Annotated in this window: 15 protein-coding genes; 4 read left to right on the forward strand and 11 right to left on the reverse strand. The window is 56.1% G+C overall.

Annotation, left to right across the window (positions count from 1 at the left end):
• Positions 1–175 precede the first annotated feature (175 nt).
• Positions 176–1,525 (forward strand): DUF4185 domain-containing protein, encoded by a 1,350-nt coding sequence (locus Pla100_RS04085; RefSeq protein ID WP_146576322.1) that lies wholly within the window; start codon positions 176–178, stop codon positions 1,523–1,525.
• Between the two features lie 3 nt (positions 1,526–1,528).
• Positions 1,529–3,160, forward strand: a complete 1,632-nt coding sequence (locus Pla100_RS04090) for an FG-GAP repeat domain-containing protein (protein ID WP_146576323.1) — start codon at positions 1,529–1,531, stop codon at positions 3,158–3,160.
• An 83-nt stretch (positions 3,161–3,243) separates the two neighbouring features.
• Here Pla100_RS04090 and Pla100_RS04095 read toward each other — a convergent pair whose 3' ends face one another.
• The 3 genes from Pla100_RS04095 to Pla100_RS04105 form a co-directional block, all read right to left on the reverse strand.
• Positions 3,244–5,775, reverse strand: coding sequence for a hypothetical protein (locus tag Pla100_RS04095; RefSeq protein WP_146576324.1), 2,532 nt, complete (start codon positions 5,773–5,775; stop codon positions 3,244–3,246).
• Between the two features lie 37 nt (positions 5,776–5,812).
• A complete protein-coding gene (locus tag Pla100_RS04100) occupies positions 5,813–6,241 on the reverse strand; it encodes a PEGA domain-containing protein (RefSeq protein ID WP_231602674.1) in 429 nt (142 codons plus the stop codon).
• Between the two features lie 99 nt (positions 6,242–6,340).
• Positions 6,341–6,862 (reverse strand): hemerythrin domain-containing protein, encoded by a 522-nt coding sequence (locus Pla100_RS04105; protein ID WP_146576325.1) that lies wholly within the window; start codon positions 6,860–6,862, stop codon positions 6,341–6,343.
• A gap of 176 nt (positions 6,863–7,038) precedes the next feature.
• Between Pla100_RS04105 and Pla100_RS04110 the strand changes: the two genes are divergently transcribed.
• Positions 7,039–12,873, forward strand: coding sequence for a SpaA isopeptide-forming pilin-related protein (locus Pla100_RS04110; protein ID WP_231602675.1), 5,835 nt, complete (start codon positions 7,039–7,041; stop codon positions 12,871–12,873).
• A gap of 251 nt (positions 12,874–13,124) precedes the next feature.
• Here the strand turns inward: Pla100_RS04110 and Pla100_RS04115 are convergent, their stop codons facing one another.
• From Pla100_RS04115 to Pla100_RS04130, 4 genes are all read right to left on the reverse strand, one after another.
• Positions 13,125–14,027, reverse strand: a complete 903-nt coding sequence (locus tag Pla100_RS04115; RefSeq protein WP_146576326.1) for an Rpn family recombination-promoting nuclease/putative transposase — start codon at positions 14,025–14,027, stop codon at positions 13,125–13,127.
• A gap of 766 nt (positions 14,028–14,793) precedes the next feature.
• Positions 14,794–15,045 (reverse strand): hypothetical protein, encoded by a 252-nt coding sequence (locus Pla100_RS30325; protein ID WP_197167680.1) that lies wholly within the window; start codon positions 15,043–15,045, stop codon positions 14,794–14,796.
• A complete protein-coding gene (locus tag Pla100_RS04125; protein WP_146576327.1) occupies positions 15,046–15,699 on the reverse strand; it encodes an Rpn family recombination-promoting nuclease/putative transposase in 654 nt (217 codons plus the stop codon). It abuts the gene before it with no gap.
• Positions 15,700–16,361: 662 nt separating this feature from the next.
• Positions 16,362–17,999 carry a BBP7 family outer membrane beta-barrel protein gene (locus tag Pla100_RS04130; protein WP_231602677.1) on the reverse strand — a complete coding sequence of 546 codons (1,638 nt, stop codon included), beginning with the start codon at positions 17,997–17,999 and terminating at the stop codon, positions 16,362–16,364.
• A gap of 214 nt (positions 18,000–18,213) precedes the next feature.
• Here Pla100_RS04130 and Pla100_RS04135 point away from each other — a divergent pair, with 214 nt between their 5' ends.
• Positions 18,214–20,703: an MSCRAMM family protein gene (locus tag Pla100_RS04135; RefSeq protein ID WP_146576328.1), complete on the forward strand. Its 2,490-nt coding sequence runs from the start codon at positions 18,214–18,216 to the stop codon at positions 20,701–20,703.
• A 24-nt stretch (positions 20,704–20,727) separates the two neighbouring features.
• Here Pla100_RS04135 and Pla100_RS04140 read toward each other — a convergent pair whose 3' ends face one another.
• The 4 genes from Pla100_RS04140 to Pla100_RS04155 all read right to left on the reverse strand — a co-directional run bounded on the left by Pla100_RS04140 (position 20,728) and on the right by Pla100_RS04155 (position 24,594).
• Positions 20,728–21,201, reverse strand: a complete 474-nt coding sequence (locus Pla100_RS04140) for a PA2169 family four-helix-bundle protein (protein WP_146576329.1) — start codon at positions 21,199–21,201, stop codon at positions 20,728–20,730.
• Positions 21,202–21,300: 99 nt separating this feature from the next.
• Positions 21,301–22,425 (reverse strand): NHL domain-containing protein, encoded by a 1,125-nt coding sequence (locus tag Pla100_RS04145; protein WP_146576330.1) that lies wholly within the window; start codon positions 22,423–22,425, stop codon positions 21,301–21,303.
• Between the two features lie 10 nt (positions 22,426–22,435).
• Positions 22,436–22,864 (reverse strand): BLUF domain-containing protein, encoded by a 429-nt coding sequence (locus Pla100_RS04150; protein ID WP_197167681.1) that lies wholly within the window; start codon positions 22,862–22,864, stop codon positions 22,436–22,438.
• Between the two features lie 20 nt (positions 22,865–22,884).
• Positions 22,885–24,594, reverse strand: a complete 1,710-nt coding sequence (locus tag Pla100_RS04155) for a putative bifunctional diguanylate cyclase/phosphodiesterase (RefSeq protein WP_146576332.1) — start codon at positions 24,592–24,594, stop codon at positions 22,885–22,887.
• Between the last annotated feature and the right edge of the window lie 117 nt (positions 24,595–24,711).

The raw sequence follows: 24,711 nt of genomic DNA on the forward strand, positions 1-24,711 counted from the left end.
GTTCAGGTTGTGATTCCGGCGTAAAAATGGAACAATGGTGCGTTCCCCAGACGCCAGCCTAACCTAAAATCGCATGAATGATGCGCGGTTTTACATAGTTTGACGATCTGGCGTGTTTAGAATCGTCAAAATTGGTTCGGACAATCTGATTGATCCGGTTTGCTTCGGAGTTCGCTTGAACGCTTCCCTCTTGCTCTTGATCGCCTTGTCGGGAGTTCTTCCCACCCCAACCTTTCGGGTCGAGGTGGTCGATGATTCCAACGGTTGGCCGGTGCCATTGGTTGAACTGGAAACGACGCATCACCTTCGATACGTCTCGGACAATGCCGGGGTGATCACGATCGACGCTCCCGAGTTATTCGGTGTTTCGACTTGGTTTCATGTCCGCGGTCATGGCTATGGTGTCGACGCCGATGGGTTCGGCTATCAGGGGGTGCGACTGAAGCCAACCGCTGGCGAATCAATCACCGTTCGTGTTAAGCGAAAGCTGCCCGCGAAGCGAATCGGTCGACTGACCGGCGGCGGTTTGTTTGCCGAAAGCCAAAAACTCGGTGAACGATCGGATTGGAGGGAACAACGAATCTTTGGATGCGACAGCGTTCAGAACGCAGTGCTGAACGAACGTTTGTTTTGGATTTGGGGCGACACCACGCTCGCGAATTATCCGCTCGGACGTTTTCACTCGATCGGCGCCACCACCCCGCGGCAACCACTTTCCTCTCTTCATCCGCCGCTATCGCTACGCTACAACTACTTCACCGATGCAGACGGGGTGCCGGATAACCTCGCCAAACTGGCCGGCAGTGGACCTACATGGTTGTTCGGATTGGTCACGCTGCCCGACGACCAACAGCAAGATCAGATGGGGGCAACCTATTCCAAAATCAAAGACGGTTTGACGGAGTACGAAAAAGGCCTTTGTATTTGGAATCAAGACGCCCGGCGATTTGATCCCTTGAAAGTGGTTTGGCGGCAATCCGAATTGCAATCGAGGCCTCCGCCGATGCCTCACGGCCATGCGATCCTTTGGACCGATCCCGAAGGAATCCGATGGGCATTATTCGGCGATCCTTTCCCGAGCATTCGCTGTCGTGCGACGTGGGAGGATTGGTCCTCACCTGAGCGTTGGCAACCGGTCGCAGCTCCGCCGGCAATTACCGCGAAGGATTCCGGCACCACCGTGGTTCCTCACCGGGGCGCGATCGCTTGGAACGACTACCGAGGTCGATGGGTTGCCGTCTTTACGCAAAAAGACGGCGATTCGTCTTCGCTCGGTGAGATCTGGTACACCGAATCCTCTTCCCCGTTGGGGCCGTGGTCGTCGGCAATCAAAATCGTAACGCATGATCGCTACACGTTCTACAATCCACAACTGCATCCGGATTGGGTCCCCGATGGATCACCGATCTTATTGTTCGAAGGTACGTACACGAACACGTTCTCGGGCAATCCTACGGCCACGCCGCGTTACGATTACAACCAAATCCTCTATCGTCTCGATTTGGACGAACTTTCCCGCGACTGACTCATGGCCTCCAAAATTCTGTTACTTTTGCTCGCGGTGATCGTGTTGATCGGATGCGATTCACAATCTCAATCGGTGTCCGTCGATTCAGTCCCCATCGCTCGGATTTCGCCGGAAGAATCCATTGACAGTCAAATCGAATCTTTTTGTGGAGCTTGCCACGGGGTTCCTCGGCCGGAGAATTTCCCCAAAGATCGGTGGGCGGAAGAAATCGAACAAGGCTACCGTCTGTTCTTCAAGTCGGGGCGAACGGATTTACGGCCCGTCCAACCATCTAGCCGCGTTCACGAGTACTATCGTCAATACGCTCCGGAACGATTGACGATCACCCAAACGCCCCCGTTTTCGTCGCACGATCGATCGTCGGGCGAGCCGACATCCCAGGAATCGACCGAAGATACGGCGTGGTTTCTGCGTCGTGACTTCCCGATCTTGGTGGAAGACGAACCGCTCTCGATTTCACACATTTGCTGGCTCGGCGATCCAAGCCAGCAACCATCGTCTGCACCAGATTTCGAATCGATCACGCCGGCAACGAAGGTATCTCATGAACCAGCTTTGCTGGCGTGTGACATGAAACGCGGGCATCTCGTTCGCGTGAGTCTCGAAGACGGGACTCCGTCACAGACCGAATTCATGGGGCGTTTTCGAAATCTAGCTTTTGCCGAACCGGTCGATTTGGACCAAGATGGCCGAGTTGATTATTTGATCGCAGATCTAGGAAGTTTCGTGCCCGGCGATCACTCAAAAGGCAGAGTGTATTGGCTTCACCGCGACGCGGGCGACCAATGGGAAAAAACGATCTTACTGCACCGCGTCGGTAGAGTCGCGTCGCTCGAGACCGGGGACTTCGATGCCGATGGTCAGATCGACATTCTCGTTGCCGAATTCGGTTGGCGCGAAACTGGGAACCTGCATTGGCTGCGAAACACGACCACCGACGCAGGTGAACCTCGTTTCGATGCCGAGATCATTGACGAACGCTCAGGTGCCATTCAAATTCAAAAGTGCGATTTGAATGCAGACGGTCAGCTCGACTTCGTCACCGTGCTTACTCAGGAGCATGAATTGGTACTGGCATATCTGAATGATGGTCGAGGGCACTTCACTCCACAGACGATCTTCGCGGCCGATTATCCGTCGTATGGCTCAAGCGGGATCGAACAAGTCGACTTCGACGGAGACGGCGACCTTGACATCTTGATGACCAACGGCGACGCGTTCGATGATTATATGCTCAAACCCTATTTCTCGATTCAGTGGCTAGAGAATCGCGGCACCTACCCATACACCCATCATCACATCGCGGACATGCAGGGTGTCTATCGAGCGTTACCGGGTGATTTCGATGGCGACGGAGACATGGACGTGATTGCGACCGCTCTATTGCCGAAACGAATCGACAATCCGACCGATTTCCCTCTGCACAGCATTTTGTTGCTGGAACAGGACGGTGTTCAGTTTCACCGGCATGTCTTAGAAACGGCAAACTCCAATCATGCTACGCTGGAGGTCGCTGACTTCAATGGCGACGGTCGGCCGGATTTCGCCACCGGTGAATTTTGGCCCGATTCGAAAGAACGAACCCTTTCAGTCTGGATCAATCGGATGCAAGGTTATCGAACAACGCAATGAACCCGAACCTTCGCACCGGCATTATTTGGATCGTTGCGGCGACCGCGATTTTCGCCGTCGCGCTCGCTTGCTTTTGCATCGCGTTAGGGTTGGATTTCAAGAACGAAGGCTGGCAAAGCAGCGGCGGCTTTGAAAATAGCAACGCGGAGGCCGTTTGGAGTCGTCCGCTGGTCATCGGCTCGACGATCGGATTTCTGCTCTCGATTGTGATTTTCTTCGTGGGCGTCCAGCGAGTCTCGCAAAGCTCCTCGGTCGACTGATCCGGTGCGAGCACCGATGAATCGCTTCCAATAAACGGACGCGGCGATAGAGAACCAAGTAACCAGCGCTAGCGAGATCGTCGGAAAAAACCACCATGGCGAGTATCGCCACTGGATTCGCCAGTCACCTGCGGGAACGAGGATCGATTGTGCGAGAGAACCTTCCGGACGAACGTTCAGTTCGATCGGTGATGCATCCGATGTCCCGATGGCGAGAGCTGTGGCGGTCCAGTTCCCATCTTGGTAAACGACTCGGCGAATCGTTTCCGGTCGTTGCAAGTGAACTTCGATGGAGTCCTCTGGGACGATCATCGCGGGTGGTTCCACAAAGGACGACGGGCGGACTGGTTCCCATCGGATCTCACCGTCTTGGCGAACAATTGAACCGACGATATTCCATTGAGACATCCATCGGTCCCACTGCCGTTGCCTTTGTTGTGGTGATTGATTCGCGGTCACTTGCCGAGCCGTCACCCAAAATTCAGCAACCGCCGCCGGGCGAATCGATACCAGCGAATTGAATTTGGCTTGATTGTTTTCCAAATGCCACCTGCCGAACCACGACGATCGCAACGTCGCTTCGACCTCCACCATCCGGTCGACGCTCGACAAGGCTTGCCATCGCGGCAACGCACCACCACGGGGCAACGTGTTCATCCAGCTCATGCCTCCGGGAAAGTCCGGCGATGTTTGCAACCGTTGGTGTTCGGCGATCCGATTGATTCGCGGCACAAGGTCGTGATGGGCAAAAACCAAGTCTGCTGCGACGACGATCACGAGCACCGGCACCCAACGTCGTCGAGCCCCCGCAGACTTCGCGTGCCGCAAGCCCCAACCCAATGAACCAAGCCCGACGACAACAACGAACCAGTGCGTGCTGGTTGCCAGATAAGCTGATTTGGCAAGGTCTATTTGAAACGGTCCCCAATAGTAATCGGCGACACCGCTTGCTTGAGGAAGTCGATTGACCACTGCACTCAGAACGACCAAAACGACAAGCAATCCGATGAACGTTCGCCAAGCCCAGCGAACGACCGACGGGCACGGTTTTCCGGCCGTCACGGATGCACCAAGTTCCATCACCAAGGCCCCTCGCGCCAAGCCCAATGCCAACGACAGTGTTACGAAGGGCAACCATTTCGACGGATATCGCAGCGCGTCATACCCTGGAATCCAATCCATCATCCAACCATAAAGTGGCGTGTAGGATCCCATTGACGCGAGCAGCGAGACCGATCCGATAACCGTCCACTCCATCGCCATCGATGACCGCAGCCATCGCAACCAAGCTCGCTTGAATCCGATCTTGCCGAACCGTGCAATCAGCACCGAAGCGAAGAGCCAAGCCGACGCTCCCATGTAAACCGTCGGAGTCCACAACGCGTTGTCGGGACGACCGCCCTCACGCTCAAATGCGATTCGGTCCCAGCGATGATGGACCGGCCAAGGGGTGCCGTAGAGATTCGGTATCCCGAATTCAGCGATCCGCCAAGCCGGGAACGAGAACGCAAACGCGTTGGAACGCTGAACGGCTCGGTTGCCCGTCATGGACACTCGGTCGCTTTGTCGAGACCAGTCGATCGAGGCGGCGAGCTGAGGTGCCGACAAGGCCGCCGCGATTGCACAAGTCGTGATCGTTCGTCCGATCAACCAACCACCTCGTTTGTTCTTCGCACGCAGTGAAACCAGCCACTGCACCAGCAAACGTGACAACGAAACCAAACCGAGCATCAACACCGCATGAAACGCGGTCGACGGGTCGCCGCCCAAGATCATCATCGCCATCGCGACGGAGGCTAACGGAACACCGTGACATGCGTTCGCCAATCTCGCAGTCAAATGAACCTTTACGGTGGTAGCCGCAACCGAAGGACGAAGCAAAGCCCCCATCAGGAACGGCAACCAAGCGGCACTCACCAAGAACGGCGGATTGGTCGCCAAGAATAAAACCGTCCCCGATAGCGGGTAAACGATTCCGGCAATGGCTGCCGACCAGGGACGGCATCGATAGGTTCGAGCCAACCAATTCGCACTCAACGACGCCAGAATCAGATGGACCGCCACGTAAACGCTTATCGAAGTCTCGGCGGTCCAGTCGGCGGCATACACCAGCATCCGAACCGGATAAAAGACCGCAGTCGTGGTCTCACCGGCCAGTGACATGCCTGTCAAGTCGAGCGGGTTCCAAATCGCAGCTCCGAACGCGTTAAAAGGATGTTCGGCGCAGCGTTTGGCAACGTAGTCGTACAACGGCGTGTAAAAGTAGCTAACGTCGCGAAACGCCAATCGATCGGTTCCCAGCAAGACGCTCGCCAGCAACGCGACGACGCAAACAGGCCCCACCAGGATTGGCACCCATTGGGTCCAAATCCGAACGGTCAGCGAACCTTCGCTATTGCCCGACCGGAACCCCGGTCGCTTGGCTGCGGAGCATCTCGGCGCGTCCGAGGACGTTGCCGGTCGGCTCGATCGCTTGGGGAACCAGTTCAACATCGATGATTCGTTCGTCGCGAATTTCTCCCGGCCACAGCGTTTCGCTCACGAAATCCAAAACAGGCAATTGGTACCAGGGCGGCTTGATTTTGCGGCGGATCGTTTCGGTCCGGTAACCGTCCTTCTCGATTCGCAGCTCTCGGGTGCCATAGTAAACGAAGCTCGTTGCTGCGGGTGAGGTGCCGATCAATTGATTGTCCACCGACACGGTCGCACCCGGAGGGCTGGTTCGGACCGTCATCCGCCGACGCACGCAACCGCTGCACATCGCGAGTGCAATGATGACAATGAACCAAAGGTGGCGGCGAGGGTAGTCTTCGTGAAACACAGACGATCGGTGATGGCGATTCGACGGGTAGTGGCGTTTCGCACAAGGCGAACACTCATTTTCGTAACACGGAAGGATCGACCGTCACCAGACCAAATTTCAATCGCATACGCCGAGATCATCATCGAGCGCATCGAGGATCAATTTCAGTTCCGCTTCCTCGTGATCGTTGAACTGAGCCAGGAAACCATCAAATCGCACCAATACTTTTTCTTGAGCGGTGGTGACTTCGGGCGTCACCCCTTCGATCGGCTCGTCGCCCGTACAGGCGTCCGCCGCCGCCTCGGCCAAATGACGGGCTTCCTCAAACAGCACCGCGTGTTGGGAACGCAACATGTCCGCGCAAGCCGACAGTTGGGCATCCGATTCGATCGCCAAATCAAAATACCCGTATGCCTCTTCCAAACCGAAATGTAACGCGAGCTGGTCCCGTAAATCGCCAAACAATTGAATCAGTTCACCCCAATGATTCGCGGCCGCCTCCCGGGGGTGGGTCAATAACCTCATCCGATCGAGCAAGATCTTGAGATCCCGGTTGTCGTCTTTAATGTCCTTCAAAAACGCTGCGTTAACCGTCAACCGACGGTTCGGTGGTGGGGGACTCGCGGGTGAATCGGACATCAGATCGTTCCTGCCATGGAGAAAAGTGAGGTTTCTTACTATAGCCCAATCTTTCAACAATCGTCAGCGGGTGATCGCCGGACCTTTCCAGGTCTTTGCAGACTGCGTATCTTCGCTATTTGGTAGAATCCGCAAACTAGCAGAATCCGCAACCTTGTTGACGAAGAGCCCAGGCGATGGCGAACCGCAAAAACCGACGACGTTTGATTTTGGAACCTTTGGAGGGTCGCCGTTTGCTTGCGGTGGCGACCGATTTGGCGAACCTTGCCGGACGCGTTTTCGATGACCTCACCGGCGATGGATTCACGACGGGCGAACAAGTTGCCGGCGCGAACTTGAACCTATACCGGGGCGACGGTGACGGCCAATTCGAACCGGGCAGCGGCGATACCGAGATCCGAACGACGACGACCGATGCGAACGGTAACTATTTATTCGAACGGCTAACGGCGGGGCAGTATTTCGTTCTGCAACCCGAACAGACCGTCAACGGTCGAACTTTGCCTCGTTCGGTTTCGCCGCCGATCACGATCACGGCCGATCAAGTTGCCGGTCGATTGATCCGCACCATCGACGGGTTCGATCAAACTTTCCAATCGGTCATTGACGAAACAAATGACAATACCCCCGTCACCTCGACGGCGGCGGCTCCTGAAGCCATCGGCGGTTCGCGAGATTTGTTGGTGGACAAGACGAGCGACATCGGTTCGGTGCAGTTGATTGTTAACGATCCGGTGTCACCCAACCTTCTGCAGATCGCGTCGGAGGCGTTCGGCAGCGGTCGCCGGATCGTGATCTGGGACGGAGCCGGCGATGACCCGGCGGTCGTCGACGACGGTGGTTTGGGAACAATCGACTTAACCAACGGCGGCCAAGCAGCCGGCTTACGACTCGTCGTCGGTGCGGACTTGCCATCCGGCGCGGCTGTCGTGCGTTTGTATTCCGACGACGGTTCCACATCCACGCGCGGTCGCGTCAGCGAAGCGACCTTAAACATTCCGGCTCTGACAACGCAGCCGACCTCGGTCGAGTTCTTGCCGTTCGCCCAGTTCAGCACTCGACCTGGTGCGACCGGCGGAGCTGATTTAGCCAACATCGGGGCGATCGAATTCGAAGTCATCGCCGGCCCGAATTACGATGCACTGGCGGACTTGATCGGCACGATCGGACCCAACGTGATCAATGTTCCGGATTTTGATAACTTTCAATCCGCCGACTTAAGGCTCAGCAAACAACTCACCACCGCAGTTGCCAACGTCAACCAACCGGTCACGTTCTTATTGAGTCTTACCAACGACGGACCAGACACCGCCACGGGAATCGTCGTGACGGACAATCTGCCCGCCGGGATCACCTACCAAACCAACCAAACATCGATCGGAACTTTTACACCTGGAAACGGCCAGTGGTCGATCGCGTCATTGCCCGTCGGCGCCACGGCGACGTTGTCGATCACTGGACTATTGACCGCATCGACGCCGCAAACCAACACGGCGGAGGTCACCGCCGCGCAGCAGTTTGATCCTGACAGCACTCCCGGCAATTCGACCGCTGGCGAAGATGACCAAGCAACTGTCGTGGTGACGCCGTCGCAGATCGATTTGTCACTGACCAAGACCGTTTCCGACGCGAGCCCCAACGTCGATGACCCGGTTTCTTTTACACTTACCCTGACTAATTCTGGCGGCAGCGCCGCGACAAATGTCGTCGTTGAAGACAGATTGCCGGCCGGCCTCGTCTTGACGGGCAACACTCCCTCGACCGGAACATTCAATGCTTCCAATCGCCGCTGGTCGATTCCTTCCTTGGCGGCGGGCGGGACGGCAACGCTCGTGCTGGAAACCCGCGTGGCTTCACCGGGCAACTTGGTCAACGTGGCGGAAGTGATCGCCGCCGATCAGTTCGACATTGATAGCACGCCCGGGAACAATCTTGACGCCGAAGACGACCAAGCGAGCGCGATCGTCCAAACTCGAACATCGGATCTGTCGATCGACAAGACGCTCGTTACCCCCGGTTCGACGATCGGTGACAACGTGACCTTCACGATCGTCGTCAACAACGCGGGGCCCGACCCGGCGACGGGTGTTCGCGTTCGCGACGTCCTGCCCGCCGGACTCGCCTACGTCAGCGACTCGCCCTCGGTTGGGGACTACGATCCGGCGACCGGCATTTGGACCATCCCGGCGGTACCGGTGGGCGCGACCAATAACGCGACATTGACGCTGGTCGCCAGCCTGCAAAACGCGATCAGTCAAACCAATACCGCCGAGATCATCGCCGCCGACCAATTCGATCCTGACAGCACGCCCGGCAACGCCAACGCCACCGAAGACGACATAGATTCGGTCGTCGTCACACCGATCACTGTGGACTTGGACCTGACCAAGACGGTCTCCCTTGCGAGGCCCGTTCCGGGAGAGACGTTCACCTACACGCTCAATGTCCGCAACACCAGTCAAAACGACGCAACCGGTGTTGTGGTGAGGGATCCCTTGCCCGGTGGAATCATCTTCCAATCCAACACCGCCGACCAAGTCTATTCACCAACGACCGGAACCTGGACTGTTGGCAACGTACCTGCAGGAGCAACGCGAACGATCGAGATTCAAGCGATCTTGAATCCGAACCGCGCCGATATACTTAGTCCGATTTCCAATACGGCTGAGATCACCGCGACAGATCAGTTCGACATTGATAGCACTCCAGGCAATGTGATCGCCGGCGAAGACGACCAAGCCTCCGCAACCGTCACACCAGCAAGAGCCGACTTGCGGCTTTCCAAATCGGCTAGCAACCCACAAGCCAACGTAGGCCAAGAAGTCACGTTCACCATTTCGACGACCAACGACGGGCCAGATCCGTCAGGTGTTTTTACGGTCTCCGATCCCGTCCCGACCGGGGCGTCCTTGGTTCGCTCGACTCCGTCGATCGGAAGTTATGATTCGGCGACTGGAATTTGGACGGTACCTGGACTTGGTACCAATCAAACCGCGACGTTGGCGATCGTCTTGCAAACCGCTTCGCCGGGTTCGATCAACAACGTGGCGCAAATCAGCTCAGCTAGTTTGCCCGATCCGGACAGCACGCCGGGGAACTCCGTCCCGGGCGAAGACGACCAGGACGACGCCTCGATTCAATCGCAAGCGATCAATTTGTCATTGCAAAAGAGCGTCGACAAGGCCACACCACGTATTGGCGAAACGTTTCGATACACGATCGAAGTCACCAACAGCGGCCCCGACACGGCGACCAATGTGGTCATCGGCGAAACGATCCCGGCACCCATCACGCTGGTCAGTAGTCTTCCCGAAAGCGGCACGTTCGTCACCTCAACTCGACGCTGGTCGATTCCGTCCTTGGCGGCCGGCGCGACGACCCGATTGTTCTTGGACGCACGAATTGATTCGATCGCCGGTCTGCCGAGTGGCGGACTTAGCAATGATTTAACCAACACCGCCGAAGTTCTTTCGGTCGATCAAGTTGATACCAACAGCACACCCGGTAACAACGATCCGGCCGAGGACGACCAAGATTCCGCCACCGTGCGGGTTGCCATCGCAGACATATCATTGACCAAGACATCGCTCACCCCGGCACCCAATGTGGGCGATTTAGCTCGATTCGAAATCGTCGTTTCCAACGCCGGGCCGGACGTGGCGACCAACCTCGTGATCCGCGACGTCTTACCAAACGGACTCGTTTATCGATCCGACACCCAAAGCGATACGGCGGGCGATTACAACAACGTCACGGGATTGTGGACGATCCCATCCCTCGGCGTCGGCCAGACCACGTCGTTGCAAATCAACGCCGATGTGACCTCGTCGGGATCCTTCACCAACACCGCCGAGTTGATCGAAGTCGGTCAAGACGATCCCGATTCGATACCTGGTAACAATCGCATCGACGAAGATGATCAAGCGACCGCCGTGATCACGACGCCGATCATCGACTTGTCACTAAGCAAAACCGTTGATCCGTCACGGCCTTCCGTCGGCAGTGAAGTTACCTTCACACTGACGGCAACCAACGCCGGTCCCGATACGGCAACCGGCGTCGTTGTTCGCGACACGTTGCCAGTGGGGTTCCAGTTCGTATCGGCTGATCCTTCTCCCGCATTCGTTTCAAATGATGGAATTTGGACAGTCGGCACGTTGGCCAGCGGAGAGTCTCGCAGCTTACTGGTTCGCGGCACGGTGACAGCGACGGAACTGTTTGACAACCGAGCAGAGATCATCGAGGCCGACCAATTCGATCGCGATAGCACGCCTGGGAACGGGTTCAATAACGGCGAAGACGACGCGGTCATCGTCCCTGTCACGCCCGCGAGCGCGGACTTGTCACTAACCAAGACGATCAATGATGCGACACCGAACGTCGGCCAAGACGTCACGTTCACCTTGACGGTTCGCAACGACGGACCGGATGTTGCCAACAACATCGAAGTCCTCGAGTCGTTGCCGGGTGGTTTGACCAACATTCGTTCTCAAACGGCGTCGGGGACGTACAGCAACAGCGATCAGATCTGGCGACTTCCCGAACTGCGTGTCGGCGCGACGGCGACGTTGAGCTTGATCGGCACTGTAGACTTCGATGCCAACAACACGACGTCACCCATCACCCGGACCAACTCGGCCGAGATCATTGCATCATCCCAGCGTGACCCCGATAGCACGCCGAACAATCAAAGCACCAACGAAGACGACGACGCGACCGTCGAGTTTGTTCCACAACTGATCGACTTGGCATTGACCAAAACGATCGACAACAACCGACCCAACGTGGGACAGACGGTCGCTTATGAAGTCTCGCTCACCAACGACGGCCCAAGCGACGCGACGGGTATCGTCGTTGCTGATCCACTACCGGCTGGTTTGACGTTCGTTTCGGCCAGCCCCGAAGTAGGAAGCTACAACCAATCAACCGGTCGATGGTCGATCAATCAATTGAACGCCGGTGCGACGGCGCGATTGATCTTACGGGCGAGCGTCGCTCCCAACGCCAACAATGTTGATGCGATTCTGCGTGACGGCATTGTCAATACCGCCGAAGTCTTTGCGGCCGATCAGCCCGACCGTGACAGCACCCCAGGCAACAACGTTGAAAACGAAGACGACTTCGCAAGTGTGCTGCTGACGTTTCCGCGAGCGGATCTGTCGTTGACCAAGACGGTCGACAATCCAAACCCTGATCAAGACGAATTCGTCGAGTTCTTGGTCACGCTCAATAACGCGGGACCCGATCCGGCGTCGGGAATCGTAGTCCAAGAGACCATTCCACCCGGACTTGGCGACGTGACCGTCACGCCATTGGAAGGCAGCTACAACGCCGCGACGAACCGCTGGACCGTCGACACCTTGCCACCGAATCAATCGGCGTCCCTGCAGGTCCGAGGTCGAATCACGTCGTCGGCGATTTTGAACAATGCGGCTGAAATCATCGCCGCCGATCAATTCGATCCCGACAGTGTTCCCGGCAACGGACAGCCCACCGAAGACGACCTCGCGAGCGTCGCCGTGACTCCCCAAGTCGTCGATCTCAACGTTACCGCGACGGCCGATCCCCAAGAAGTGATCGCCGGTGACACATTCACGTTGACCGTGACGGTTCGCAACGGGCAAACGATCACGCCGTCAACGTTAACGCAGATCACCCCCCTGGTCACGGACATCAACCGGCCTATATCAGATGCTAGTGGCGTTGTCGTTGGGATCGATATTCCTGCGGGACTGACGTTATTGGCCGTCGACCCGACCTCGGCCGTCTTCGACCCGCAGACCGGTCGCTGGGTAGTCGGTGATCTGCCGAACGGTCAAAGCCAACAGTTGCGTTTGACGTTCTTGGTCGAGTCGGCAAGTGTCAAGTCGTTCGAGATCGAAGTCTTGGAAGCGAACGAGTTCGACATCGACAGCAATCCCGGCAACAACATCCCCGCCGAAGACGACCAAACCAGCGTTACCGTCCGCCCACCGCGAACATTGTCCAAACGATTGTTCCTGTCGCGGTAGATCTTTCCAAAGCAAGACCACCGCAACGCACTTTATGTGCGGTTCTTCTCGGAACTAGTTATTGAGTCATCCGCTTACTGGCAGGAAGATTGAGGGCAGGAAGATGATCGGCACAAATTTCCTGCCCTCAATCTTCCTGCCAGAACTGCAACACGAATCCGAAGTGAGTCCGGTGGTACTCGCTTCGCTAGACCACCGGCTAATTCGGGGCAATCGTAAAGATACTTGCGGTCATCGTAAGTGAAAACGGGTTATGCTTGGCGATCACGGAGACGTTGTTGCAAAGCGGCAAATTGGGTTGTAAGTGCGGTGATGTCCTTCGACTTCAGTTCGCCATCAGCTGTAGACGGCTCTCCAAGCAACTCCTGGAGAATCTGAATCTTGCCCGCCAATTTGCCTTCCTCACGTCCTTCTTCGCGTCCTTCTTCACGTCCCTCTTCACGGGCACCCGAGATGGCCCATTCGTAGTCTCGTTGGGCTTTTTCGCGTTGGTCATACATTTGTTTGTTCTCCGTTTTGGCGGAAATGATTTCGATCGTGGAAATGGCGGTCTCGAACTCGATACCGGGCAGCAAACGGCGAAGCGTTGCGGCATCGTAGTTCTGTGCGAAAAGCAGCAGAAACGCCCACTGTTGCAGTTTACTCGCGCCCGCAATCGTCAGCTCGTCGAGTGAAAACTTGGTCAATTCTACCGTATGGACCTCGATCGCGTTGGATAACTCTTTGCCGCTCTTGCGATCGATCATTTGGAACCGATGGTGTGGCTGCTCGGATTTCGCAAAAAGCACACGATCGAGTAGGCAAATCGAGATCGACGGGGACGCCAGGGCATAGTTGCTGCCGGGAGACAGTTGGTCGACGTACATGCTGCAGGCATAATAAACGAGTCGCTCGATCAGACCGGCATAAACGGAGACCTGCATTTCCACGTTCAACCAACGGCCGGCATCATCGCGGCACCGGACATCGAGCACGATCAGTTTGCTTTCGGCAAACTCTTGGTAACTAAACGGGTTGAGAACCTCGACGGCAACGATCGGCTGCTTGAGATTGAGAATCGCGTTGAGCAGTCCGATCAGGGCGGCCGAATTCTGAGGCAAGCCGAAGATCATCTTGAACGCGAAATCGACGGTCGGACGGATACCAAGAAGCATAACGCGACCAAACGGCAATGGGAAACGAATGGTAAGAATGCCGATAGTTTATCGAAATCAATCGGTCTTGTGTTCCCGCTGGCCTTCCCAACCGTGTTAGCCGGGCGGCATCGTGTCGCCGGGCTACGTCATGCGGCGATCTACTCCCCACCGGCGGCCTCCAGCCGATAACAGCAGCGACGCACTTCGCATGCGTCGCCGCGTCGCCTGCGGCTCCCCTTGGATCCAACGCCCGTGCGGCTTCGTGCCGCAAGCGATGGCGGACTTCCTGTCGGCCAATAAGAAAGGCCACCTTTCGGTGGCCTGTTGAAGCGTCGTTTCACTCCGGTGCAGTAAGTGGCACCTGCCCGATTCGGTATCGGACGTCGTAATCGTTCTCCGCTGAAAACCGAAAACCTAGCCTGACCCCGGCGCGAGCCTTCTCAGTAAGTGGCACCTGCCCGATTCGGTATCGGACGTCGTAATCGTTCTCCGCTGAAAACCGAAAACCTAGCCTGACCCCGGCGCGAGCCTTTCCTGCCCGATTCGGTATCGGACGTCGTAATCGTTCTCCGCTGAAAACCGAAAACCTAGCCTGACCCCGGCGCGAGCCTTTCCTGGATCTTCTTCGAATTCACGTTCACCATATGGATCGTATGCATTCAAAGTATTTGAACCAACATACTCATAGAGGCTCCATTTACTTCCCTCGTACCCAATTGGGCTCTGGAGCAAGACTCGATCGGGGGTGTCGTAGATGTTGGTGCCGGCGTTGTGGGTGAGCGTTTCATCCCAATTGTCGATCACGGAGTCGTTGTTGCAGTTCGGCAAGACGCTTCGTAAGTGCATCGGTTCCTTCGGACAGCAACACGGACTTCGTCGTAAGTGATTCCCCCAGCAGTTCCTGAAGCGTGTGTACCTTCCCAACAAGCTCGCCCTCTTCTCGTCCTTCTTCGCGTCCTTCTTCACGTCCTTCTTCACGAGCACCCGAGATGACCCATTCGTAGTCTCGCTGGGCTTTTTCGCGTTGGTCGTACATTTATTTGTTCTCCGTTTTGGCGGAAATGATTTCGATCGTGGAAATGGCGGTCTCGAACTCGATACCGGGCAGCAAACGGCGAAGCGTTGCGGCATCGTAGTTCTGTGCGAAAAGCAGCAGAAACGCCCACTGTTGCAGTTTACTCGCGCCCGCAATCGTCTGCTCGTCGAGTGAAAACTTGGTCAATTCTACCGTATGGACCTCGATCGCGTTGGATAACTCTTTGCCGCTCTCGCGATCGATCATTTGAAACCGATGGTGTGGCTGCTCTGATTTCGCAAATAGCACACGATCGAGCAGACAAATCGAGATCGACGGGGACGCCAGGGCATAGTTGCTGCCGGGAGACAGTTGGTCGACGTACATGCTGCAGGCATAGTAAACGAGTCGCTCGATCAGACCGGCATAAACGGAAACCTGCATTTCCACGTTCAACCAACGGCCGGCATCATCGCGGCACCGGACATCGAGCACGATCAGTTTGCTTTCGGCAAACTCTTGGTAACTAAACGGGTTGAGAACCTCGACGGCAACGATCGGCTGCTTGAGATCGAGAATCGCATTGAGCAGTCCGATCAGGGCGGCCGAATTCTGAGGCAAGCCGAAGATCATCTTGAACGCGAAATCGACGGTCGGACGGATACCAAGAAGCATAACGCGACCAAACGGCAATGGGAAACGAATGGTAAGAATGCCGATAGTTTATCGAAATCAATCGGTCTTGTGTTCCCGCTGACCTTCCCAACCGTGTTAGCCGGGCGGCATCGTATCGCCAGCGATGGCGGACGATCGCGTCCGCCAAAAGAAAACGCCGCCTTGCGGTGGCCTGTTGAAATGTTGCTTTACTCAGATCCGGCGGATGGGTCACCTCCCTGGATCCCGAAACCCGTGGCTGACCCTAGAGACTCCCCTTAGATTGGTTCGCTTAGCATCGCGTGAACATTAACTGCCGCATTATAAAAGTGGCATAGTCTTCCAGCCTGTGTTTTCGTTTCCACAGGCTAGTATTCCAGCTCACCTTGTTTTTCGGGTAGACCGTAGTGGATCTTGTTAAAGATCCCATGCTGAAAGGATCTTTAACAAGATCCACTACCCGAAAATTGAACTGCAGAGGAATACTAGAAGCCTATGCCACTTATTGTTCACGCGATACTTATCCTGCCAGAATTGCAACACCAATCCGAAGTGAGTCCTTACCCCACCGTCAGCCTCCCAAACATCAAAACCGTTGCCGGGCAATATTGTCATCAACCATCCCGAAGGGATCCAAGCCATTAGCCACAGGTCGCGCAGCGAATCTGTGGATTGCCTCGTTCTTAGAACTCGCGGATCAGGCCGATCGTGATGGCTTGGGCGGTCAGGTCGTTGTAGAACGCGGATCGGGATGGGCTTGCGAAACCGGTTAGTCCCGCGGGGTCGAGCTGGCTGAGGTTCAAGAGCGGGTCAACTTGCTCGCCCGCTCGCATCACGCGGCTGAGATAGATCAATCGGTATCCCACCGAAACATTCCAATCTCGGTTCATCCGGTGGCTGAGTGTCAGTTCTAATTCAGGGGCGATGGCGAACTCGTCAAAATCCTCGTTTCCCGAGTTGGTTCCTTGGGCCAACAGACCGCTATTGCGAGTCGCAACGTCGGTGCCTCCACCGACCAACGGTACTGTTGAGGTTGTCTGGCCGCTGATGTTCAAGCTCGACGTGGTGACGCCTAAGCCCAACTTCAGCATCGAGGCCAGTGACCAGCCTCCGAAACAGGTTCGGCTGCGGACGCCCAAGGCGGCTCCGTGGAAGTCGTTGTCGACCGAGAAACGATCGGTCTCGTCGAGTGTCGTACCGACGGCCAAACCGCCACCGCCGCCGATGACGCGTTTGAAGTCGTTGATCGTCAACCGGTCGTCGAGTTGGTAGTAGGCGTAACCGACAAAACCCTCGAGTTGACGGTCTGGTTCGCAGATCAACATGCCTCGTAGCAACACATCGCCGGCGGAGAACTTCGTCGAGGCGAGCACGTTGATGTTACCAGTCAGTTCACCGGGGAAGGCGACCAACTCGGCATTGTTTCCCACACCGGTCGGCGATACGTCGACGAAGGGACGGGCAAGGATTCCGAATGTGGATGAATCTGCGGCGAAGTTCTCGTCCTCCTCATCGGCAAACAAATACGACGCGGAGACCCCCAACCCGGATTCACCATGGAAGTAGTGTCCGATCTCGAACCGTCCACCGGAACGTTCGCCGTCGATGATTTCACGACCGCCGAACAAAGTTTGGGTGCCGAGTGTTGTCAGAATCCCGGCATCAGCGCGGGCGGTGCCGACCGGGCTGGTCGTGACCAAAGCGGGCACGTTTTGTCCGTCGAGGTAGAAGTGCATGTACTCCGCTCGCGCCCAAAAACCGTCCATCGGGTTGGCGAGAATCCGAGCGATCTTTTCGACTCGCGGATCAATCGGCGAACCGGCATGATGACCGCACGAGGAACAATTGCCTGCCGAGTCACATTGCCCGGTCGAACAAGACTCGCAATCCGATGCCATCGGCGTAATGTCATCGACATTCCATGGTACCAATGTGGGATCGTAGTCGCCGTCCATCTCCATCGACCCGTCGATCGGCGGAGCCAAAGTCGGAACCGAATCGCTTGCCAATTTAGACGGCAACGGGGCTCCGATTCGTATCGGCGTCGGCGCCGCACCAAGAAAGTATTCGCCTTCGTCGAGTTCCCCGTCGATCAACTCGCCCGCTTCGTTGCGGATCTCCACGCTGGTGACTTCGCCGGGTTGTTCGCCAGGTTCCTCCCGGAGAACTCGCGAAGAAGCGGGCATCGCGTAGCCACGAACGGGAATGCGACGTTTCGCTTGGGACGAATTTGAGCGTTGGGGGGATTGCGCGTCGGCCCCGAGACCGCAACACAATGTTGCGGCAATCGCCCAAGCCAAAGGAGTTCGCAGAAATTTCACGCCGTCGTTCCCAATGAGATCGTCGCGGTGTCGGCCGCACCCAACGAGGAGAAAACCGAACGGGAAAACACCCGTCGGCGTCGGGGGTAACAAACTTGAGACAAAAGAGTCAAGCGGGAAAGGATTTTTCGAGTTTCCCACCGCGTTTCATGGCAATTCAGAGACCCGTGTTTATGCTGGCAATGAGACCTTTTGCCGCCTTTCGGACTCATCGATGCCCAACTCCGCCTCACGATTTCCACGCCGTCGGCGTCGTCTGCTATTGGAACGGTTCGAGAATCGTCGCGTATTGGCTGGCCTCGGTGTCGACATCGAGTTTTCGGTTCCAGGCGTGGGGGAGATCACCGGTGATGTGCTTCGTGGTGAAACGGTCGTTGTTGATGTCAAGGTTCAAGATGTTCGTGAGGCTGCGCAAACGCCTGCCGGAGTGATCGCGTTGCCACTGCGTTATCAGTGGAACTCGAACGAACTCAATGCGGTGCGTCCGCTGGATAATCTTCCCAGTCCACTTCCTTTGGATGACGCGCTGGTGACTGGCGATTTTCCGCTGCAACGGCTCGTCCAGCCGATCGAACAATCTGCCAACGGGTCGAGGGTTTTGCCGCGTGTCCAGGGGGCGGCCTTGCCGAATCAAACGATCGGGCAAGCCCTCGGAACAACCCAAAGCGACACCTTCAGTACGCTTCAGTTCATTGCCGAGGCAAACACGAACGAGGCCGACTTCACGGTCACGCTCGCCGGATCAATGTCGTTCGCCGATGCGGCGGTTTTGGACGGCGTTATTCCGCTCGATCGCACGGTCGCTGTGGAGGGTATCCCGTTAGCCGTTCGGGCGTCGATTGGGATCGTCGGTGGTTCGCTTAGCGGAATCAAGTTCAACGACGTCAATGAAAACGGCATCCGCGACGCGGGCGAAGAAGTCGCCGGGGTGACGATTCAGTTGGACACAAACGGCGACGATGTGGTCGACTTGGAAACCGTCACCGCCAACGATGGTACCTACCGGTTTGACGATTTGCCCAAGGGAACTTACACGATCACCGAGGTCGCACCCGATGGCACGGAGGTTTTTCTTCCGGTGTCGGGCGAATACACCGTGACATTGGATCAAGCCAATCAAAATCCGACCGGGTTGGACTTTGGCAATAACGTACTGCCACCGGTGACCAGCGATGTCAGTGGCACGAAATTCGACGACCTTAACGGCAATGGCGTCCGCGATGCCGGAGAACCCGGGTTGGCGGGTATCACGATCCTCCTCGATCGCGGCAACGATAATTCGCCGGAGAGGATGACGGTCACCGACGCTGATGGCAACTTTCGTTTCACCGGTGTCACGGCGGGGAACTATTCCGTTTCCGAAATGCTGCCCGCTCGTACCGTTCGCACGACACCTGAGACACCATTCGTGATCGATGTGACACCGCCCGATGCGGTCACCGGATTGCTGTTTGGGAATTTTGGCTTGACCAACCTTGGTGGATTAACGTTTGAGGATCTTGATGGCGATGGTGTTCAAGACGCCGATGAAGTTCCGCTGCCGAACGTGACCGTCGAACTCGATCTCGATGATGACGGCACGGTTGATTTCACCACACAAAGTGGCAACGATGGACGCTATCAGTTCACGGACGTCGGGCCGGGGACGCACCGAGTCATCGAGATTGTCCCCAACGGATTCATGGCTACGACGCCGGTGTCGATCCCCGTTGAAAACCGCAGCGGTACCGATCGAAACGATCTCAACTTCGGCCTTCGCACTCCACCACCGATTCAAGGGAGCATCAACGGATTCGTTTACACCGACAACGACTTTGACGGCGAATTTGACTCCAATGAATTTGGACTTCCCGGGATCGTCGTGGAACTGTTCCGTGGTGGTGAGATGATCCGAACAACCCAAACGCAAGCCGACGGCAGTTATCGTTTTGCGGACCTGCCAGCGGGTACTTATCGCATCGTACAGACTCAGCCGGATCGGTTTGCCGACGCGTCAATTTCACGCGGTACGGTGTTACCGAGCGGCGAGACTCGCGGTGCGACCGTTGGGCTGAACACGTTCGAGGGTTTGGTCTTGGGCGATAACGAGACCGCGATCGATTACAACTTTGGTGAGATCCTGACTGCCGTTTCCAAACGAATGTTCACGGCGTCGGCGAACCTTCGTGGCGAATTGTCCAGTTCGATTTCGCCGACTGAGTTTCGCGTCAAAGGAACCGCCAGCAACGATCGGATCACGATCGAAAACCTCAACGCCAGCGGTGTTCGGATCACCATCAACGATCAAGCACCTGTAACGTTCACACCTGGGCAAGCGTCGTTGATTCTGATCGATGGCCTCGGTGGCGACGACCGCGTCGACTTCTTAGGCAGTGACGCGTCCGAGTCATTTTCCGCCACGCCTTCGCGAATAACCGTAAAGACAACGTCACAATCGATTGGTGTGTTCGGGGTCGAAGACATCCGCGTCGCGGGTGGTGGCGGCAATGACGAAGCAATCATTCGCGACACGGACCAATCGGATCAACTCAACGCGACCGGCAGCGTCGTCGCCCTGCTTGCGGAGAACGGAAGTCGCATCGGCCTCATGAACGTGCCGAGGGTCCAGGCGATCTCCGCAATCGACACGGCGTCCGATACGACTAACATCGACACGATCGACTTCGTCTTGGAACTCGCCGGAGACTGGACCGCGTCCCCATGACGAGTCGTTCGTGCGGCATAAAAACTACGACGCGTTGGCGTAGGCATCACGCAAATCGCGGATCTTGTCGTGGCCAGCTTTGACTGATCGGTATTGGTTGCTCAAGACGTCGTTCATCGCACTGCCGGCGGTTTCTTTCAAGACGTCTTCGTAGGCAGCCTTGATGTGGTCTTCCCCACGCTCGGCCTCGGCAAGAATGGCATGAGGATCGCCGCCGCTGATCTTACTGCGGACGTTGATCCAGATTCGGTGAGTCTTGGCCGCGATACTTCCGTCGTCTTCCGCATCGTCACCATTGAATTCAACAAACTTCTGCAATTGTGTTGCCATCTCGCTGCGCTGATCACCGATCTCGGTGAACAGTTGGGACAGTTTTGCGTCGTTGATCTCTTCGGCGGATTCGTGGAAGCCGTTGTAAGAATCGATATTTGCCCGAATCAGCTTTTGAAGTTTGTCGATAGTGGTTTGGTTCAGATCTGTTTTCGTTTCGTGGTTCATGTTCTAGTCCTCGTTAGGTTAGGAATGCTCGCGCGGCATAACGCCGCGACAGTCATCTTCTCACTGACGCAAAGGACATGCCGAAAGTCACGCTGCCCACTATGGGGCCGGGTGAATCCGGCGAACGCGATGGTTGTTCGTATCCCCGATGAATACGCTGCCTTCAGATCCTGCACAAATACCATGTGGGCGATCCATGTGGGCAGCGGTCGCGGGACCACCATCACCTTTCATCCCACGTCCGGTAGGCCCACTTCCGGCGATCGTCCAAATGTTTCCCGATCGTTGATCGATCATTCGGATGGCTTGATTTTCGGTATCGACGACGAACACCTTCCCATCGACAGTGATCGCGATGCCTTTAGGGCCGTTGAACGTTGCCGCTTTCGCGGGGCCGCCGTCTCCGCTGAAGCCCTGTTTGCCTGTTCCGGCAACATGGGTCCATTTTCCATCGGTTAGCGACAGTTTCCAAATCGAATGGCCTTCCCGCAGAGCCACCCAGAGAGAATCATCGTCGATCGTCAATGCCCGCGGGCCGACGACCGGCTTGCCCAACGCGGTCGCCTGATCGACCGGCAGTTTCTTTCCACCGTTGCCCGCAATCGTTTTGACCGAGCCGGAACGGAGGTCGACCCGGCGTATCCGGTGGTTACCGATGTCGGCGATATACAAACCGTCTCGGTCGTCCAGTGCGATACTGTGTGGACGATTCAGTTGGATCTCGGTCGCCACGCCGTCGTCGCCGTTGTATCCGGAAACTCCGGTGCCCGCGATGGTGGAAATGACCCCGGTCTTGGCATCGACGCGTCGAACAAGATGGTTTTGCATTTCGACGAAAAACATATTCCCGTCCTGATCGAATCGGACTTCGTAGGGTTCATTGAGTTCGGCTTGCAAAGCCGATCCACCGTCCCCGGAATAGCCCTTTCTTCCACAACCGGCGACCACGCTTAAGTCGCCCGAATGAAGATCGATACGCATCACTCGGTGGTTCTGCACCTCGGTGACATAGAGTGCGCCATTGGGCCCGACTTCAACACCGAACGGCTGTCCGACATTGATGGCGAGCGCATTACCGGACGCCCCGTTGTTGTCGGGCAGTCCGGTCCCGGCGACCGTTTCGATTCGAAACGATTCGCCGAGGTCGGCGGCCTCGACCTGTACCAGGTGGTCCAACAGCAAGACCAGAAAAACAGCAACCAGAGACACTACGATTCGTATCATTGAAAATCCATCAAGCTTCCGCCATTGAAACCGGTGACATGGCAAAGCAATCCATCATGAACTCGAGCACTTGCGTGGCGGAAAAACGCTCTTTCGGTAAACCGGGTTCATAGTGGTGCTTATTGAACACGTGAGGCAGAATATCAGACTTCGAACGCAGCGCCATCCATTCCGACGGAAATAGTAAGTCGGAAGTAGATTCATTCAATCGCAGCTCGATATCGGTGTGTCTCCGGTCCGAAAGAATGCTTTGACATCGTTCCTCGACGGCATAAGGGTTCCCCTCAAGGATCTGCAGAAAGAATCCGTCCAAGAATAACAGGCCACCCGTTAATCCGTTGTGGCTGTTGCGATTATGCGCTGTGCGGATAATGTCATAGACATCCCGGATTTGAACGTCACCGACCGCGCGACTGGTATAAAGAATTCGTTGGTACATGATTAGAATTGGATTTGAGGTTAACGAGCGTATGATTGGGGGTCTTGAGCGAGCAGTTTCATCACGGCGTCGGCCGTGATCGGTTTGCTCAAAAAGTAGCCTTGAATCTCCGAACATCCGGCCGCACGAACCGACTCCATTTCCCCACATGTCTCCACTCCCTCGGCGGTCGTTCGCACACCCAAACCGATTCCTAACGAAGCGATCATTTTGACCAGGGCGGTTGATTCGCTGTGTTGATCCGAGCCGGTGACGAATGATCGGTCGATCTTAATCTTGTCAAATGGGAATTTGCGGAGATAGTTGATCGACGAGTATCCGGTGCCGAAGTCGTCCATCGCGATGCGAACACCGAGATCCCTAATCTGATGCAGCAGACCAAGCGTCAAATCCGTTTCCGCGATCAAAGCGTTCTCGGTGATTTCTAGCTCCAATCGCTCCGGAGCCAAACCGGATTCTTTCAACGCGTTGTGAATGACTTGAAACAAGCGTCGATCACGCAGTTGCACCGGAGAGATGTTGACAGCCAATCCGATATCCTCGCTCCAACGAACGGCTTCTTTGCAAGCCTCCCGCAAGACCCACTCGCCGATCGGAACGATCAATCCTGTTTCCTCCGCCAAAGGAATGAACTGGTCCGGTCGCATCGGCCCCATCGTCGGATGCGGCCAACGAATCAACGCTTCAAAGCTAACGATCCGATTCGCTTCCAAGTCCATGACAGGCTGATAGTTCAATTCGAAACCATCGGACTCGATCGCAAGTCGCAACTCGGTCTCGAGTACCCGACGCGTTCGCATCGCCGATTCCATCTTGGGTTCAAAATAACGCAACACGCTGCGTCCGTACGACTTTGCACCGTAAAGAGCCAAGTCGGCGTTCTTGACCAAGTCCTCCGAGTTGTCAGCGTCGTAAGGTGCGATCGCCACACCGATGCTCGCCCCCAAGAAAAGCGGTTGTCCGTCGATGATGAAAACATCATTGAGACTTTCGATGATCTGGTTGCCCAGCCGTCTCGAAGACGATGGTTGGTGTTGGTCCGCCTGCATGATCACAAATTCATCACCACCGACCCGAGCGATCAGTTCACCGTGTTGACAAAGCTGTTGAATCCGATCGGCAACGGCGACCAAAACCTCATCTCCAATCGGATGACCATACATGTCGTTGATCGGCTTGAAATGATCTAGGTCGATATAAAGGATCGCGATCTCTTGGTCGTCCGACATCGTTTCGACCCGCGCCGAAAAAACCTTGGTGAAGGCGTGGCGATTCATCAACCCCGTCAAGGCGTCCAAGCAAGCTAGCCGAGACAGGTCGGCCGACTCGTTTTGAAATCGCCCGATGTCTTCGTGTAGCATCACCCAACCACCATCCCGCTGAACGCGGCATGTGACGGCAATATGACGGCCATCGGCCGTTTGCCAAATGCGAGAGACTCCAGGAGACGCGAAAGCATCTGTCATGGCGTCGCGAACGTCTCGGCGGTCAATCAGGCCGATAATCTGGCCGATCGACTGGCCTTCCAATCTCAGATCGGAAGGCGCGTCGTAGAGATCGCCAAACAACGCGTTGGCATGGACCAAGCGGTCTCGTGAATCGAATCGACAAAGACCAAACGGTAGACAGTCCGTCCAGGATTCGTTGGCGTCGGAACCGACGAGAGTTCGACGGTCTAAGAAATCACCCTTCGTCTGACGATCGGTCAGACGATCCATACTATGCATCATGATTTGCCCTCAAAAGTTGCCCCGTCGCATCTCGTTCGATAACCTCCACTCAAGCAGGCACGAACTATGGCGACGCAGGCATATAGCACCGCCCCTTTGACCGAGTGCTCAAAATGA

This window comes from Neorhodopirellula pilleata (assembly GCF_007859915.1).
Taxonomy (GTDB): Bacteria; Planctomycetota; Planctomycetia; order Pirellulales; family Pirellulaceae; genus Rhodopirellula; species Rhodopirellula pilleata.